11 protein-coding genes are annotated in these 16,549 nt (G+C 57.8%); 5 read left to right on the top strand and 6 right to left on the bottom strand.

Features of this window, described 5'->3' with window-relative positions; translation table 11 throughout:
* Together nikR and AC6IY8_RS08635 are read left to right on the top strand one after the other, a co-directional pair.
* Positions 1-414 (top strand): nickel-responsive transcriptional regulator NikR, encoded by a 414-nt coding sequence (gene nikR, locus AC6IY8_RS08640; RefSeq protein ID WP_497778391.1) that lies wholly within the window; start codon positions 1-3, stop codon positions 412-414.
* Between the two features lie 308 nt (positions 415-722).
* Positions 723-2,936, top strand: a complete 2,214-nt coding sequence (locus tag AC6IY8_RS08635; RefSeq protein ID WP_497778390.1) for a TonB-dependent receptor — start codon at positions 723-725, stop codon at positions 2,934-2,936.
* Positions 2,937-2,961: 25 nt separating this feature from the next.
* On the opposite strand, the gene AC6IY8_RS08630 is transcribed toward AC6IY8_RS08635, so the two are convergent.
* The gene (locus AC6IY8_RS08630; protein ID WP_497778389.1) at positions 2,962-4,419 is read right to left on the bottom strand and encodes an APC family permease; all 1,458 of its coding nucleotides are present in this window, start codon (positions 4,417-4,419) and stop codon (positions 2,962-2,964) included.
* Between the two features lie 118 nt (positions 4,420-4,537).
* On the opposite strand from AC6IY8_RS08630, the gene AC6IY8_RS08625 reads away from it, so the two are divergent.
* Positions 4,538-5,500: a PIG-L family deacetylase gene (locus tag AC6IY8_RS08625; RefSeq protein ID WP_497778388.1), complete on the top strand. Its 963-nt coding sequence runs from the start codon at positions 4,538-4,540 to the stop codon at positions 5,498-5,500.
* Between the two features lie 4 nt (positions 5,501-5,504).
* Here the strand turns inward: AC6IY8_RS08625 and AC6IY8_RS08620 are convergent, their stop codons facing one another.
* From AC6IY8_RS08620 to AC6IY8_RS08605, 4 genes are all read right to left on the bottom strand, one after another.
* Positions 5,505-7,319 carry an ABC transporter ATP-binding protein gene (locus tag AC6IY8_RS08620; RefSeq protein ID WP_497778387.1) on the bottom strand — a complete coding sequence of 605 codons (1,815 nt, stop codon included), beginning with the start codon at positions 7,317-7,319 and terminating at the stop codon, positions 5,505-5,507.
* A gap of 105 nt (positions 7,320-7,424) precedes the next feature.
* Complete coding sequence (locus tag AC6IY8_RS08615; RefSeq protein WP_497778386.1) at positions 7,425-9,140, bottom strand: M48 family metalloprotease; 1,716 nt, start codon at positions 9,138-9,140, stop codon at positions 7,425-7,427.
* Positions 9,141-9,161: 21 nt separating this feature from the next.
* Positions 9,162-10,184 (bottom strand): energy transducer TonB, encoded by a 1,023-nt coding sequence (locus tag AC6IY8_RS08610; protein ID WP_497778385.1) that lies wholly within the window; start codon positions 10,182-10,184, stop codon positions 9,162-9,164.
* 128 nt (positions 10,185-10,312) lie between these two features.
* On the bottom strand, positions 10,313-10,726 hold the full coding sequence (locus AC6IY8_RS08605) for a secondary thiamine-phosphate synthase enzyme YjbQ (protein WP_497778384.1): 414 nt from the start codon (positions 10,724-10,726) through the stop codon (positions 10,313-10,315).
* A 63-nt stretch (positions 10,727-10,789) separates the two neighbouring features.
* On the opposite strand from AC6IY8_RS08605, the gene AC6IY8_RS08600 reads away from it, so the two are divergent.
* Both AC6IY8_RS08600 and AC6IY8_RS08595 read left to right on the top strand, forming a co-directional pair.
* Complete coding sequence (locus tag AC6IY8_RS08600) at positions 10,790-12,628, top strand: DUF2339 domain-containing protein (RefSeq protein ID WP_497778383.1); 1,839 nt, start codon at positions 10,790-10,792, stop codon at positions 12,626-12,628.
* A 45-nt stretch (positions 12,629-12,673) separates the two neighbouring features.
* The gene (locus tag AC6IY8_RS08595) at positions 12,674-13,996 is read left to right on the top strand and encodes a PQQ-dependent sugar dehydrogenase (protein ID WP_497778382.1); all 1,323 of its coding nucleotides are present in this window, start codon (positions 12,674-12,676) and stop codon (positions 13,994-13,996) included.
* Positions 13,997-14,030: 34 nt separating this feature from the next.
* Here the strand turns inward: AC6IY8_RS08595 and AC6IY8_RS08590 are convergent, their stop codons facing one another.
* The gene (locus AC6IY8_RS08590; protein WP_497778381.1) at positions 14,031-16,508 is read right to left on the bottom strand and encodes a DNA translocase FtsK; all 2,478 of its coding nucleotides are present in this window, start codon (positions 16,506-16,508) and stop codon (positions 14,031-14,033) included.
* Positions 16,509-16,549 lie beyond the last annotated feature (41 nt).

Here is a 16,549-nt window from a genome sequence, read left to right as displayed (position 1 = left end):
ATGGCTGAACTGATTAGAACCGGTGTTTCCATCGAGCAGGATCTTCTGGAGAAATTCGACAAAGTTATTGCCAAACGCGGCTATGGCAATCGCTCTGAAGCGTTGCGCGATCTGATTCGCGAGATGCTGGTGGCTGAAGACATCAGCGTCAATAAGCCGGTCGTTGCAACGCTTTCCATGGTGTATGACCACCATCGGCCCGAGTTGTCGAACAAGCTCAATGCTGCGCAGCACCATCATCATGGAAATGTGTTGGCGGCCACACATGTCCACCTCGACAAGAACAACTGCCTTGAGGTCGTTATCATGAAAGGCCGCGCAGGCGAGGTAAAACATCTGGCCGACCACATGCTCAGCATGAAAGGCGTCAAGCACGGCAAGCTCGTGATGACCACGACTGGCGAAAGCTTGTAATTACTTCGAAATGCATTTCCGCCGAATAGCCCCGATTTGGCGATCACACGATTTACAGAATCGTGTTACATATGACATCATCTTTGTAGAGCAGATCCACATCTGTCCTTCCCACTTATCGCAGACAGGGGCGCAGTGTGCACAAACCGAAGTTGCGCGAAATTTGCCTCTGGCGACTGAGGTTCAGGTCTAGTGCGAGTTTTCTGCTGCACCTGCTTGTAGTGTTTGCTCCATCTATCCTCCTCGCGCAAACGAACACGGACTGTCGCATTATCTCCGGCATAGTCGTGAATGATCGCGGAGAGGCAGTGCCGGGCGTAAATGTTTCGGTGCGCGCCGAGGGTGGTCTCGTGCAATCCAGCGCCGATGCGCATGGTTTGTTTCGGTTGTGTGTACCGCAGGGCTCATCAAAAATCTCGGTAACCGGCAAGTTCATCGCACCGCTGCATCAGGAAATCGCGTCCTACACATCAACGAGTGCGCTTCGTCTGCAGGTTCGTTATGCCATCCCAATGGCGCAGGAGAGCCTGGTTATCACGGCCAAAGCCGCTGATCCATCGATCGATCGGCGAGACGGAACGGTGTACCAGGAAACGCTTTTCTCTCGCGATGATCAGTTGATGGAAACACTCGATAGCGGCATCAACGCCGGGCAACACGAGGGCGGAGGCAAATCGCTGGAGGTACGTCGCTTCGGATTCAACCTCGATCATGGTGGTGCAAATGGCGGTCTGAAAGTGCTGGTGGACGATGTTCCCCAGAACCAGGGGACGCAGGCGCATGGACAGGGCTATCTCGGAGCACTCAAGTCGGTAAGTCCGGAACTGGTGGACGGCGTCGATATTGTGAATGGGCCTTTCAACGCGGAGTATGGTGACTTCTCGGCATTGGGAGTGGTCCATATCCGGCAGAAAGAGCGGCTTGAAAACGTCTGGAACCTGCGCGTTCAAGGCGGATCGTTTGATGCCTATCGGACGTTTGCTTCGTGGAGTCCGCGGCTTGCGAAAACGGACAGCTTCCTGGCATGGGAGCACGCTTATACCAATGGGCCGTTCAAGCTCCCGTTGCATTATGTGCGCGACAACCTGACCGGGAATTACACGGTGAAGTTGAACGGCGCGCAGTCTCTCGGAGTGCGATTCAATGTTGGCCACAATCAATTCGATTCTTCGGGGCAGCTTCCGCTCGATCAGGTGATGCTGGGCAGGCTGGATCGTTTTGGATACATGGATCCGAGCGATGGAGGAAGGGCTCGCAATGCGACTGCGTCGGCGTACTACAAAGCAAACCTGTCGGCGAATGACACGCTTCGTGTCGATGCGTTCGTCACACGTTCTTTGTTCGATCTGTACTCGGATTTCACATTCTTCCTTAACGATCCAGTTCACGGCGACGGCATTCAGCAACACGATTCTCGTCTGCAGGACGGGACGAGCGCGCAGTTTGTTCATGCGGGAAAGCTGCTGGGGCGGCCCGCTCTCCTTGTAGCCGGGGGCAACCTGTTCGACAGCTGGATCAATGTCGGTCTCTTCCATCAGCAGGATCGCAGAATCATTGCTCCTGTCGAGGGCATTCCATGGATGGAAGATAACGCGCACATTACGAATAGTGCATTCTATGCGCAGCAGGGAATCGACTTGCCGCACGTTCACATGGAACTCGGCCTTCGATATGACGGCTATCGTTTTAACGTGGTGGACCGGGTTGGCTCGCGGGTTGATGGGCTCAGCTACTCAGGCTATGCCGAGCCAAAAGTGAATGTGGTGTACACGCCTTCGGAGCGAGTTCCGACGTCGTTGCACTTCAACTACGGGCGTGCGGTCACGAGTCAGGACGCACGTGGCATTGCGCTTGCGCCATCGTCGCCAAAAGCGGCAGCGACGGACTTCTTTATGCTGGGAACTTCGCATAACCTGAAGCGATTTTCAGCCAGCACGGACTTGTTTTTGATCAATCGCCAACACGAGGATGTGTACGACGCGGATAACGGGACTATGCAGTATCAGGGGCCGAGCCGTTCCTATGGGTGGGAGATCAAAGCGTCGGCGCAACTCACTCAACATCTGAGCTGGATGGCGGGCGTGACGCAGGTATCAAACGCATTTTATCTTGGTACGCGTCCGCGCCAATACGTCGATAGTGCGCCACATACGGTCGCTAACTCCAGCCTGACACTGAACGGGTGGCACGGCCTGTTCAGTTCAATTCGCTATCGCCACATCAGCCGCTACCTGCTGGTGAATTCGGATGAGACTTCGGTAGCCGCCGCGGGGCCATACTCGACTTCGGCGTTCGGACACGCTAGCGGGCTCGATGTCATCGATTTCGCGCTGACCAAACGATTGCGTCACGGGCTCGACTGGAACCTGGCGATCGATAATCTGAACAACAAGCGCTATTACGAGACGCAGAATCTGTTTGACTCACGCATCGTGCCAGGCGCACCGGTGGAAGCGCGGATTCACGGCACTCCCGGCTATCCGTTTGGATTGAGTGCAGGGCTTACGTTGCACTTCCAGTGACGAACTTCACTGCCCGCTTTGCTCGTTATTCCTGCGAGGTGGCGAAGGGCCAATTCTTTGTCCGCAGCGAGAGCAATAGAAACGCAACGATGCCAACTCCGGCGAAAATCATTGCGCGGCCCACAAGTGGCAACTTGTCCAGCAGTACGAGCGAGAAACCACTGATCGTTATCAAAACAGGAAGAGGGTAGAGCCACATGCGGAAGGGTCTGGGCTGTGCTGGATGTGTGATGCGCCACACCACTGCGCCAACGGCCTGAAGCAGGAAGAGCAGCAGAATTCGGATTACAACGAGTGCGCTGACGAGATCGCGCAGTTGGAAGATGCAGAACAAGCAGGCGAGTCCGCCAAGCAGCAGAACGCTCGCGGTGGGGAAGTGTCCGCTAGGATGCACGCGGCGAAACAGTGCGAAGAAATTTCCATCTCGTGCGGCAGCGAAGGGAATTCTTGAGTACCCCGCCAGCAACGAGAAGACCGAGGCGAAGGCCGTCCAGATCACCAGTAACGAAACCAGCGTGCCGGCCCAGCGTCCGTAGATGATCTCGGCAGCTTTTGCCACAACGGAGTTGTGCGCAGTGCTGCCAGACATCGCCGCGATTTGCGACACAGGCATCACGCCCAGCACGCTGACGTTCATGGCGATGTAGAGCGTCGCAACGGCGGCAATCGAGAGCAGCATCGAGCGCGGGATTGTGCGTGCGGGATCGACTACTTCTTCGCCAAGAAAGCAGATGTTGTAGTAGCCCCAGTAGTCGTAGAGAGCTACCAGCAGTGCGCCGGCAAAGGCCGCGCTGAATCCGGGAACGGGCTTGGCCCATCCGGTTGGGAAGGCCAGAGAGTAGTTGAAATGCGAGAGCCCAACGTAGATGACAAAGGCAAGCGTGCCCAGCACTCCCACCCATAGGAATTTCGAGACGCGACCCACGCCGCTTATATGCCGGTACACGAGAAACGTCGCGAAGGCCGCGGCCAACATGGCGAGCAGCGTGGCGCCCGAGAGTTCAAAGACCAGCCGTACTGTTCCCATCATGGGGAAGGCGACGGTTGTGTGCCAGAAGACCTTTGCAAGGGCAGGCACGATGTAGGCCGCGTAGCCCCCAAGCCCGATGCATCCGGTGGCCATGGAGACCGGAGCGCTGAACACGAGTTGAAACACAAACAAGAATGAAAGCAGCCGTCCGAATTTTTGCGGTCCGTAGATTTGCTTCAGGTACTCATACGACCCGCCAGCGCGCGGCATTGCGGCACCGAGTTCGGCCCAGATGAGGCCATCGCTAAGGGCCAGCACGGCTCCGGCGATCCAGCCATAAACGGCCTGCGGACCATGCATGGCGGCGACCATGAGGGGTAGCGTCACGAAAGGACCGACGCCGATCATGTCCACCATGTTGAGCGCAGTTGCCGGAAGCAATGTCAGTCCGCGTTCCAGTCCCGACTTGCCATTCGGTGCTGCGGGAGGACCTTGCTGAGGGCTCGTGTGCATTGCTTTGAATATACTTCGTGTTACGCGAATCCCCCAAACCGGAGTGCCTGCTTGGTGTGATGCGCCGCTTGCGACTACACTCAGAGACGCAACATCTGATTCACTTTCGGAGCGTTTGATGGAGAAATCGTTTTCGGTCGTGCGTGCGATCGTGTTCTCACTGATTTTCCTGCTGCTGACAGGAATCGCCGTTGCGCAACAGCCCGCCACGACAGCATCGCCAATTCGTGCCCTGATTGTCGTAGCACATCCGGATGATGAGACCTGCTTTGCCGCAACCGTGTATGAGATCACGCACAATCTTGGTGGTACAGTCGATCAACTGGTGGTCACCAATGGCGAAGGCGGATATCGTTATTCGCTGCTGGCCGAGTCCTACTACGGTGTCGCACTTACGGATGAGGCTACGGGACACGCCGCTCTGCCGGAGATCCGAAAACGGGAACTGCTGGAAGCGGGGCGCGTGCTGGGGATTGCGAATCATTTTTTCCTCGACGAGCCAGACCTCCGCTACACGCAGGATATCGAAGAGGTGCTAGGCCAGCACTGGCACCCGGGCGTAGTGCTGCCAGCAATAGGACGGCGGCTTGCGTCGGGTAATTATGATTTTGTATTCACGCTTTTTCCATCGCCGCAAACTCATGGCGGCCACAAGGCAGCGACCGTCACGGCGATCAATGCCGTTCAGCAGTTGACGGGACGCAAGCCCGTCGTGCTGGGGTGCCAGGCGACGCGCAGCGACTCAGAGACGAAATTGGCATGGCAGCCATTTCAGAGCCCGAAGCACCCGATAACCGCACTGCCGCAAGTCTTTTCTACAGATCGCACTGTGAAGTTCGGATTCAACAATGCTCTCGACTACCGCATCGTCGTGAGCTGGGAAGTGGCAGCGCATAAATCACAGGGAGCTTTCCAGGCAAATGTGAACAGAGCGGACCGCGAAGACTTTGTCGTGCTGGAGACGGGCACTCCCGAGGATACGGCGCGAGCGGCGGCTCTGTTTCATCAGCTCTCCGAACACGCCGCGCATCCCGCGGGAGTCGCACCAACCCATGCTCATGCTGAGGCGGCTAAGCCTTAGTGCATCAGCGCGGATCGCCTTCTCCGGGCGCCAGAAACAGGTTTTCTTCCAGACCGTGCTGGCGCGTGTAGAGATCGTAATAGCGGCCCTCGTGCAGCAGCAGCTTCGCATGGGTGCCGCGCTCCACGATACGTCCCGCCTCGACAACCAGAATCTGGTCCGCTTTGCGAATTGTGGAGAGTCGATGTGCGATGACGAATGTGGTGCGCCCGCGCATGAGGTATGCGAGGCCGCTCTGGATAATGGCTTCCGACTCGGAATCGAGACTCGACGTCGCCTCGTCGAGTATCAGGATTCGCGGGTCGGCCAGGATCGCCCTGGCAATGGAGAGTCGCTGGCGCTGACCGCCGCTTAGCTTGACGCCACGCTCACCGATGATCGTGTTGTATCCGTCGTCGAAGGATTCGGCAAACTCATCGACGCGCGCGATGCGGCAGGCTTCCATGATCTGTTCTTCGGTAGCACCAGGGCGAGAGAAAGCCACGTTTTCGCGAATCGTGCCGTCGAAGAGGAATGAGTCCTGCAACACCACACCGAGCTGGCTGCGGTAGGTCTCGAGCCGCACTTTCGACAGATCAATTCCATCCACCAGCACCTGACCCGATTGCGGTTTATGAAATGCTGCGAGCAGGGAAATGATGGTCGATTTGCCTGAACCAGAGGAGCCGACGAGAGCAGTCAAAGTTCCGGGTGACGCCTCGAAGCTTACGGAGTGCAGCACGGTCTTTTCGCGCGTGTAGCCAAAGGTCACATCGCGGAACTCGATCTCTCCTTCGATCCGGCCCATTGTCTGCGTGCGCTCAGGGTCTTCGTCCTCGGGATGCTCGTTCAGCACCTCGCGAGTGCGTTCCAGCCCAGCCAGCGCTTCAGTGATCTGCGTGCCAATGCCAACTACCTGGAACAGCGGCGCGGCGAGATAGCCAAGGAACATGATGTAAGTGAAATAGCCGCCCATGGTGAGCTTGCCGGCAAGAATCTGGCGCGAACCCATGAACATGACGATGGCACCCACGACGCCCATCAGCATGGCCGACGACAGACCCATGAGCGAGGAGGCAGTCAGGGTGCGGAAGACGTTTTGTAGCAGGCGGTCGATGCCGGCGGCAAATACGTCGTGCTCTCTGGCTTCGGCGTGGTATCCCTTTACGACGCGAACTCCGCCGAGGGATTCGGTGAGGCGTCCAGTGACTTCAGCGTTGATCTTGCCGCGCTCGCGAAAGATAGGACGAATGATCTTGAAGGCCTTGCGCAGCACTACTCCGAACACCAGCAGGAATCCGAATGCGATGGCCGTCATCACCGGGCTTATGCGTACCAGTACGACGAACGCAATGACTGCCGTGAGCAGGCCGCCAACAAAATCGATCAGGCCGGTGCCAATCAGGTTGCGCACGCCTTCCACGTCGGTCATGATGCGTGACACTAGAGTTCCGACTTTGTTGGAATCGAAGTACTGGAGTGGCAATCGCCCAACGTGCTCCTGCACGCGACTGCGCAGTTCAGCAATGAGCTTCTGTGCGGCCTTGGAGAGCGTTTGAGTGAGGGCGAAGGATGTGATGCCCTGCACGATTGTCGCAAGCAGCACTGTTCCCACCAGCGGCCCCAACAGCCAGGCGTGATGCTTACCCACGACGTCATCCACAAGGAATTTGGTCGAGGCTGGCAGCACAAGGCCGGTGATGCGGTTGATCACCATCAAGATAAAGCCGACAACGAGCAGCCTGCGCCGGGGACGCATGAGCGCCCAGATCTCGGGAAGTGCTTTGAATACTTTTATCGGAGGGCCCTTGTAGGGTTCGGAGCTGGACCTATAATGCACCTCCGTATTCTCTCATCTAGGGCCTCTCACTAAGAAATCCTACTTTCAACACGCAAAAAAGGGTTCGCCGAAGCGGACCCTGATTAAAACGTGATCTTTCGCAATCTATTCGGTGGCAGCCGGAGCCGTTGCGAGCGGCTGCTGGTCCACAGGTTGCGCGTTTTCAGCAGGCTTAAGTTCCGGCGTGTCGGTTGCGATGCGGCTCAGGTGCGGGAACATCGGCGTTACCTCGAACGGCATCTTCTCTCGCGCCGTGAGCAGTGGAACCGGCTTATTTCGCGTGATTTCGATGCGGTTGTTCCAAGGATCGACCTTGATGCGGCCACCCAGCGGAAGTGCGGCGATTTGCGTGACCTTCCTCGGTTCAAGCCGCGGGGCGGTGGTGGTCAGAGCGCGCATGCGGAGATCGCCCGAGCTACCCATCGCCAGGGAGTTGCCCATCTCAGAGCGAATCAGATGTGAGAGCGAATTGCGGCGTGCTTCGACTTGGCGCAGGAACAGGCCAACCGTATCCAGCTTGTCGTGATAGGGAGAGTTCTGGAGCAAAGCCAAAGCCTTCGAGTCTGCTTCGCGCTCCTCTTCCAGCGTGCGGGTGAAATGCATGCGTCGCAGAAGCTGCTGGTCCGGCACGATGGTGCGATCCTTGAACGCGAAGGTCGTGTCAGTTGGATGGCCAAGCACAATGTGGGCCAATTCATGCGAGAGCACCGCGGCCAGCGATGCCTCATCGGGAAGCACATCCAGCAATCCCCGGCTGACGAAGATGGTGTGCCCCATCGTGAAGCTCTCGACGGGCGAGGTCAACAGGACGCGGCAGCGAACTTCGGGCTCAATGTCGAGATTATTCGTAATCTCCAGGTTGTTGATCACCGTGTTGAGAACCTTGTCCACCTCGCCGGTTCTTGCCAGCAATCCTCCGCGCTCCAGGCGTTCGACAACGTTGTCTTCTGCCTGGCGCTGCCACGCGCGCTGAGCGGCCACAGGTGGAAGGTCCTGCACGGCTTCGCTGTTGTCCTTCACCGCGCTGGAGTCATCGACGAGCACCTCGGTGAATTCGTTTTCGGCATGGCCCTTCCCGACGTTATATCCCCAGATGCGGGTCTCAGCCTTATAAACGCCGCCACGGACCTTGGAGTCGTGATCTTCGGTGTAGATGTATGCGGGCAGCCAAACGCCGGGCTGCATGTTGAGCCGCCAGGTATCGAAATGCAGGTACTGTCCCGCGCTGCCCGAGGAGAATGTGCCGTTGAATCGGACGATGTTGTAATCGCGGTCCTCGACCCAGATGCGGCCCACAAATCGTGCCGAGCCCGAGTGCGGTTTCGGCGTAACGTCGATCACGATGCAGCGCAGATCGCCGACGAATTCACGGCCCTGGTAGTCGAAGGTGTAATGGGCGCGGTCCACGCCGCGCATATCCATCAGCATCATCCAGGAGAAGCCTTGCGCTACAAACTGGCTCTTAAATCCCTTCGTGATACCGCTAACGGCTCGAGACAGGAATCCTGGCTGAGGCTGGAAGGAGATGTCCTCCAGCGATTTCCTGAATGCGACGCGAGTGAGGAAATATTGGTCGCCATAAGGAACCAGCCCGAGTTCTTTGTCCGGGCGCATGGATTGAAGATAGGTCTCAACGAGCGGCGAAAACGTGCGCAAGGTTTTCACGTTTTCTGTTTCGCGAGCAAGCACGCGGTCCACAACGCGGTCGAATGCCGATGACGTCGTGGCAATGGGCGCCGGGGAAGGCTTATCAGCAGCAAAAGCAGCACTGGTCGCCGCCATTGCGGCACACAGCAGCAGATATTTCAGTCTTCGATCCATCTCTATCCTCGATCCAGTTTCCTATGAGAGCTGAAAAACAATGCGCAATGTTGCAGTCGAATCCACGGGATGTCCGTCGCGCATGGCCGGACTGAACTTTAATCCCTGAGCCGCGCGTTGTGCAGATTCGTCGAGCCCATGACCAAGCCCGCGAATTACGTTGAGTACGCGGACCTGTCCGCTTGCAGTGAAAACCACGTTGAGCAAGACTTCCCCTTCCACTCTAAGCTGGAGTGCTTCGGGGGTATATACGGGGATCGGCTTACTTTGAATTGAGACCGCCGTCGTTGCCGATTGCGTGCTCTGCCGACGCGGAGCGCTCGATGCTGTTGTTGTCGCTGAATCGCCAAAGCCGGTTGATTGAATGCGCGCCTGTGGCCGGGCCGGGCTGGCCGAGGCGGTCACGGTGTTGCCAAATCCTGCGCTGGAAACGTTTCCGCGCACGCTGGTGGGGACATCATGGCGCGGCGCGTCGAAAGCACCAGTGGCCGCGAGCGTCGGCTGAGTGCTGCCTCGCTTTGCTGTAGCGACTCCGTTCGGATCGCCAAAGCCCGCGCTCTGAACCTTGTTGGAGGCTACTTTCTGAGGCGCGGAGTCCATCGTTCCCGGGAACGTATTCGTAGCGACAATTCGCGGAATAGCCTTCTGCGGGGGAGCCACACTCAACAATTTCGGATCGAGCTTTGGGGCTGCGAGTTGCGGTTGTGCGACCTCGGCTACCGGGGTAGGTCGATTTATTCTTTGTGGCGCTTGCAGCGGCGCTTGGGGCACTTCGAGCTTCGGCTGCGAGAGTTCTACCGCTACGGGATAGGTGGCGGATTTGACCTTGGCTACGGATACGGCGGGAGCGCTTTCCGGCGCTGGTACGACTAGATCGATCTTTGTCGCCCTCTTGGGAGCAATGGCCGGAGCGGCCACAGTGCATACGACCAACGCTGCCAGCGCGGTCGCCTGCACGATGTAGCTCAATCCAAGACATCCCCATTGAACCTTGTTCGAAGTGTCTTGCACACTCGCGAACAAAGGGCCGACTGAACCGCTCATCCTAATCCCCATCTGAACAGAACACGGCGTCGCATCGCCGAGCTGCTTGTTATCGGTGTAGGTATTTAGGATGGAGCTGCTTCTTGGGAATGGTCAAGTTACCGGAGTTTTAGCCTCCTACCTAGGCCTCACTCCCCAATCACTTTCACCAGGACCCGCTTATTTCTGCGTCCGTCAAACTCTGCGTAGAACACACGTTGCCACGGACCAAGATCGAGCCGTCCCGCTGTGATGGGAACGATGACCTGGTGGTGGACCAGCATCGACTTCAGGTGGGCATCTCCATTGGTCTCGCCGGTCTGGTGATGCTTATATGCGGGATTTGCTGGAGCGAGTTTCTCGAGCCAGGTTTCGATGTCCTCGATCAGGCCCTCTTCGTTATCGTTGACGTAGACGCCGGCCGTGATATGCATGGCCGAAACCAGCGCCAGCCCTTCCTGGATGCCGCTCTGCCGAACGATCTTCTCCACCTGCGGCGTGATATGTACGTATTCGTGTTCGTTGCGCGTGTTGAAGGTCAGGTACTCGGTGTGCGATTTCATACGCGTAAGTGTAAGCCAGAACGAGGCATTGATTTGCCGTGATCGGCGGGTATAATCCCCGCGATGGCCAAACAGGACGAGATCGTCGAGTTACGAGAACTTATCGCGAGGCTCACCGAACGCGTTTACCACCTCGAGCAACTCGCGCAGCGCACCTCGACGATGGCCGATTCCGCAGCTGAGAGTGCTTCCACCACTGTCGCACCCACGGGACCGCTGATTGCTCAAGTCCCGATTGCTCCTCCTCCGCAGTCACAGTATCGGCCAGAGTTCTCGAAGGTCTCGCGTGTGTCGCAAGCTGAGTCCCTTGAGCGACGTATCTGTTCGCAATGGCTGAATCGCGTAGGTGTTATCGCTGTTCTGGTCGGTGTCTCATATTTCCTTAAGTTGGCATTTGACTACGGATGGATCAGCCCTGGCCTGCGCGTTATCATTGGGTTGATCTGCGGCGCGGGCTTGTGCTGGTGGAGCGAGCGCTTCCGGCGTCCCGAGTCGCAAACATTTTCGTATTCGCTCAAGGCAGTAGGAATCGGCATCCTGTACCTTTCGCTCTGGGCTTCGTTTCAGCTCTACAGCCTGATTCCTGACACGATTGCGTTCCTAGCCATGGTGCTGGTGACTGCGGCGACAGCGGTAATGGCTCTCGCGCAGGACGCCGAATTGCTCGCCGGATTGGCGCTGCTTGGCGGCCTGCTGACGCCAGTGTTGTGCAGCACTCGAGAAAATCACGAGGCTACGCTCTTCAGCTACCTGCTTTTACTTACCGTGGGAGCATTTGTCCTGCAAAGGGTAAAGCCCTGGCCTCGCATACTGTTCGCAGCTTTCGTCGGCAGCGCATTGCTGGCAGCCGGATGGTTCGACAAGTTCTACACTGACGCTCAGTTCGGCGAAACACTTTTCTTCCTGTCATTGTTGTTTGCGCTCTTTGCCGTCGCTCCTCTGTACTCGATTCTGGAGCCTGAGCGCGACCGTCCGACGCGGCAGACCGGGCTATTGCTAGCAATTCTCAACGCGGGCACCTATTTCGCCTTCATTTACTCTATGTTGCTGACCTCCGGTCGCGCCGTGCAACCGAGGGCGGCAGCGTATAGCTTTTGGCTTGCAGTCGTATTCCTCTCACTGGCGCTTGCGCTGGAACGGCGCGTTGCGGAGCATCCCGGCGTGGAGCGTCTGCTGCCGATGGCGCACTACGGCCTGGCGATCTCGTTCTTGACCGTAGCCATCGCACTCAGGCTGGAACAGCACTGGATTACACTCGGATGGCTGCTCGAAGGCGCAATGTTGTTCTGGGCCGGAGCGCGCACTGGCCGCCTCCGGATCAAACTCTTTGGGACGGTTGTGGTTGCGCTCGCCACGCTTCGTCTTCTGACGCTCGACCTCATGGATTGGGGACTGCAGTTATTGATCTTCAATGCACGATTTGCGACGTTCCTGGTTGCTATCGCTGTCCTGCTTTGGATGGGGTATCTCGACCGCGACAGGGAGGGCTCTGTCGAAGTGGTCGGAGTGATTGTGGTGAACGTGCTTGCGCTGGTGGCACTCGGGTTGGAAATCCACGATTACTTCCAGTTGTCGATCAACGCTCGTCTGGCCGCTGCAGGCAATGGACTCCAAATAAGCCACTCGCTCGCCATCGCGCGAAACTTCTCCTACTCGGCGCTATTCATGTTCTACGGCGCGGCGCTCATGTGGACGGGGTTCATGCGAAAGTGGGCAGCGCTTCGCTGGCAGGCGATTCTGCTGATTGGAGTCACGGTGCTGAAGGTGTTTCTGTTCGATGTTTCGGAGCTGGAACACGCCTGGCGTGTGTTGAGCTTTATCATTCTTGGCGTGCTGCTGCTCGCGGTTTCCTATGCGTACCAGCGCGATTGGCTTGGACTGCAACGACCGCGCGTTGGATGAAGTTGTCGCCCGAACCGGCTCATGAGGCGCTGCATCTAAACCTGCATGAGATCGCGTGATCTGCAGCGCTACGTTTGGCTGTTCACCCTCACACTGCTTCTGTTTGGTTCCTTCTTTCTCTATCACCGTTCGCTCAATCGCGACCACGTTGCGGCAGCTTCGACTCCGTTTACGGATTTCCGCGCGCAGTTGCCGGGGCGAGTGCACCACATTACGGTTCAAGACCTGCCCAAGCCCTTCGCCACCGAGTCTGCCGATACACCATCGAGCGTGATCCCGCGTCCCGCGGAAGCATGGCCGAAGGCGCCGGAAGGTTTCTCGGTTCAACTCTATGCCACGGGGTTGAAGAACCCACGGCTGTTGCGTACCGCTCCAAACGGTGATGTGTTCCTCGCCGAAAGCTATGCGGGCGATATCAAAGTTCTGCGTGGAATCGATGGCAAAGGAGCTGTTAAGCAGGTAGAAGTATTTGCCTACGGGCTGGCCCAACCTTTTGGAATCGCGTTCTATCCTCCAGGGCCGAATCCTCGGTACGTTTATGTGACTAATACCGATTCAGTTGTGCGCTTCCCATATCAAAATGGCGATTTGAAAGCTCGAGGCTCTGCCGAGAAGATTTGCGACCTTCCGGGAGGCGGACGTCTGCGCGGTGGCGGTCACTGGACCCGCGACATCGCCTTCTCTCCCGATGGTAAGACGATGTATGTATCTGTAGGATCGCACTCCAATGTCGATGATTCCGACACGCATGCGGCAGAGAAGAATCGTGCCGACATCCTGCAATTCAATCCAGACGGCAGCGGAGAGAAGGTGTTTGCGTGGGGCATTCGCAATGCGGTGGGGATCGCGGTTCATCCGACCAGCGGCGAGCTCTGGGCATCCGTCAACGAGCGCGATGAACTCGGCGACAACCTTGTGCCGGATTACATCACTCACTTGGAGCCGAATGGGTTTTATGGCTGGCCATGGTTTTACATGGGTGGAGTGCAGGATCCGCGGCGCAAGGGAAAACATCCGGAACTGAAGGCTAAGGTCATCACGCCTGACGTTCTCGTGCAACCGCACGATGCCTCGCTTGAGATGGTCTTCTACCAGGGACAGCAGTTTCCGCAGCAGTACAGGGGAGACATTTTTGCTGCGGAGCACGGGTCGTGGAATCGTGATACGCGCACCGGATACGAAGTGATTCGCATTCCCATGCACGGAGGCACTCGCGCCGATGGAAGCTACGAGGATTTCCTCACCGGATTCGTAACGCCTGAAGGCAAGGTCTGGGGAAGGCCCGTAGGGGTTGCCGTTGCGGCGGACGGCAGTCTGCTGGTGAGCGATGATGGAGAAGATGTTGTGTGGCGTGTGAGCAAGCCTTAAATAGCTCAGGCGCGGAGTTGATCCGCGCCTGTTTTTAGTTCTGCTCTAGCTCTGAAATCCAATTTGGTGGCTTTAGAATTTCCCTCGGCTTCGGACCGTCGGCCGGGCCGACGATTCCATCCCGCTCCATTAAGTCGATCAGGTGTGCGGCGCGCCCGTATCCGATGCGCAGGCGACGCTGGAGCAGGGAAGTCGAGGCTTTGCCGAACTCGAACACTAACCGCACTGCATCGTTGAACAGCGGGTCGTTGTCGTCGGCGTCAGCTTCGAGTCCGGCCTCGTCCATTACGCTGTTGCCTTCTTCCTTCGGAGCGGCAAGGAAGCCGTGTTCATACTGCGCCGGTGCCTGAGCTTTCCAGAACTCCACCGTTGCGGCAATCTCTTTTTCGGTCACAAATGGTGCATGGACGCGGAGCACGCGCGAAGAACCGCTGGGAAGGTAGAGCATATCGCCGCGTCCCAGCAATGACTCAGCACCGTTCGCATCGAGAATCGTTCGCGAGTCGATCTTTGTCGCCACGCGGAACGACATGCGGGCAGGGAAGTTCGCTTTGATCAAGCCGGTGATGACATCGACCGAAGGCCGTTGCGTCGCAAGCACGAGATGAATGCCGATGGCGCGAGCCATCTGGGCGAGGCGAGTAATGGACTCTTCAACGTTTGCTCCATCCACCATCATCAGGTCGGCCAACTCATCGACGATGATCACGATGTAGGGAAGCGGCTTCTCTTCTGTGCCATCCTCGAAGAGTGAGGGTGTGTAGCCCTCTTCGAAGAGTTTGTTGTACTGATCGATATTGCGGACGCCCTTTTGCGCCAGCAGCTTCAGGCGGCGCTCCATCTCGCGAACGGCGTTGCGCAGAGCGTTGCTCGCCTGCTTTGGCTCGGCGATGATTGGCGTGTAAAGGTGCGGGACACCATCGTAGTTGCCCAGTTCTACACGCTTCGGATCAACCAGAATCAGTCGCACCTGGTCGGGCGTGCTCTTGTAGAGCAGCGACATGATGAAGGCATTGATCGCCACCGACTTGCCGCTGCCCGTGGATCCGGCGATCAGCAGGTGCGGCATGGAGTTCATCTCGGTCGTCATCAATCGGCCGTTAATGTCTTTGCCAAGGGCGATGGTGAGCCGCGATTTTGAAGCGCTGAACTCGGGGCTCTCCACGACTTCGCGGAGCCAAATGGTCTCGCGCTTTTCATTCGGAACCTGGATGCCGACGGTCGATTTCCCCGCCACGCGCTCGATGAGAATGCTTTCGGCGCGCATCGCAAGACAGAGGTCATCTTGCAGTCCCACGATTCGGCTGTACTTGATTCCGGCCTCGGGTTTGAACTCAAAGGTAGTCACCACAGGCCCGGGATTGATCTGCACAACCGAGCCGAGGACGCCGAACTCCTGACATTTCTGGGTCAGCGTCAGCGCGAGTTCCTTGAGTTCGTCCTCGTCATACGCCTGCCTCGCCTCGGGACGCTTCAGTAGTGTGCTCGAAGGTAGCTTCCATGAGCCCTGTTGCTTCGGCAAAGTTGTCCGCGTTTGCGTCTGTCCTGTATCGGCGCGTGTCCCAAACGAAATAGCCTCATTGGACTCTGCAGGGATGGGCGTATCTTGCTCGAACTCATCCACCTGCATGCGATCGATTGCCGAGGGGCGCCGCTCGCTAACTCGCTCTGGAGGACGATAGGTGGGTTGCAAATCGCGTTCCGCGGTCTCGACCGCCTCAGCAAATGTGGCCTGCACCGCCGGTTCTGCCTGTAGAGGAGCCGAAAGGATGGGCGACTCGGTTTCGCGCGCGTTCTGCTTCGCGGCGGCGCGAGCTTTTACGGCGGCTGCAGCCTGGTCCTGCTTCTCACGCATGCGCTGCTTCTTCTCGAGCAGCTTCAGTTCGCGAGCCTTGACTCTGCGCTCCTGCCATTCTCTGTAACGGTCTCGCAACGCGTAGAAGAACGTCAGCCGTGTCTGCATCCAGAGGCGAAGGCTGCTCAGCGAGAACGCCGTCGCAAGATAAAGCGCAGCGGCAATCGCAGTGAACGCTACGATGTAGGCTCCCGCATAGTTCAGGTAATGCACCATCAGGTCGCCTAGCAACCGTCCTAGCAATCCCTCGATGGGTACGGCGTGCATCCATCGCACCGGCCAGGGCAGCAACGCAAGCAGCGCGCTCATAAAGGCCAGCAGAGCGACGCCCCCCAAGGCGGTCACCACTGGATTCTCAACCGTTCGTGAACGCATCCAGCGTACGGCCAGAAACACGAGCATGATCGGGACCAGAAAGGCCATTACGCCGAGCGCTTGCAGGACCAGGTCGGCGGAGTACGCTCCTACAAGGCCGATCCAGTTGTGTGCCGGACGGCCAACCGGGGGATTGGTCGCCGTGTTCAACGAGCGGTCCATGGGAGAGTACGAAACGAGCGCCAGCGTCATGAGCATAGCGAGCGCAAGCAGCAGGATGCCGATCAGCTCGTTGAGCCTCTTGCTCTGCGTGGGAACAAACAATCGGGAGAGAACCATCATATGTGGCGTGCAGGACAGCGACCGGACGCACAAGAGCCTGG

The organism is Koromonas soli (assembly GCF_059726265.1).
Note: the sequence above shows the minus strand (reverse complement) of the source record. Positions and strands in the feature narration are given on the sequence as shown.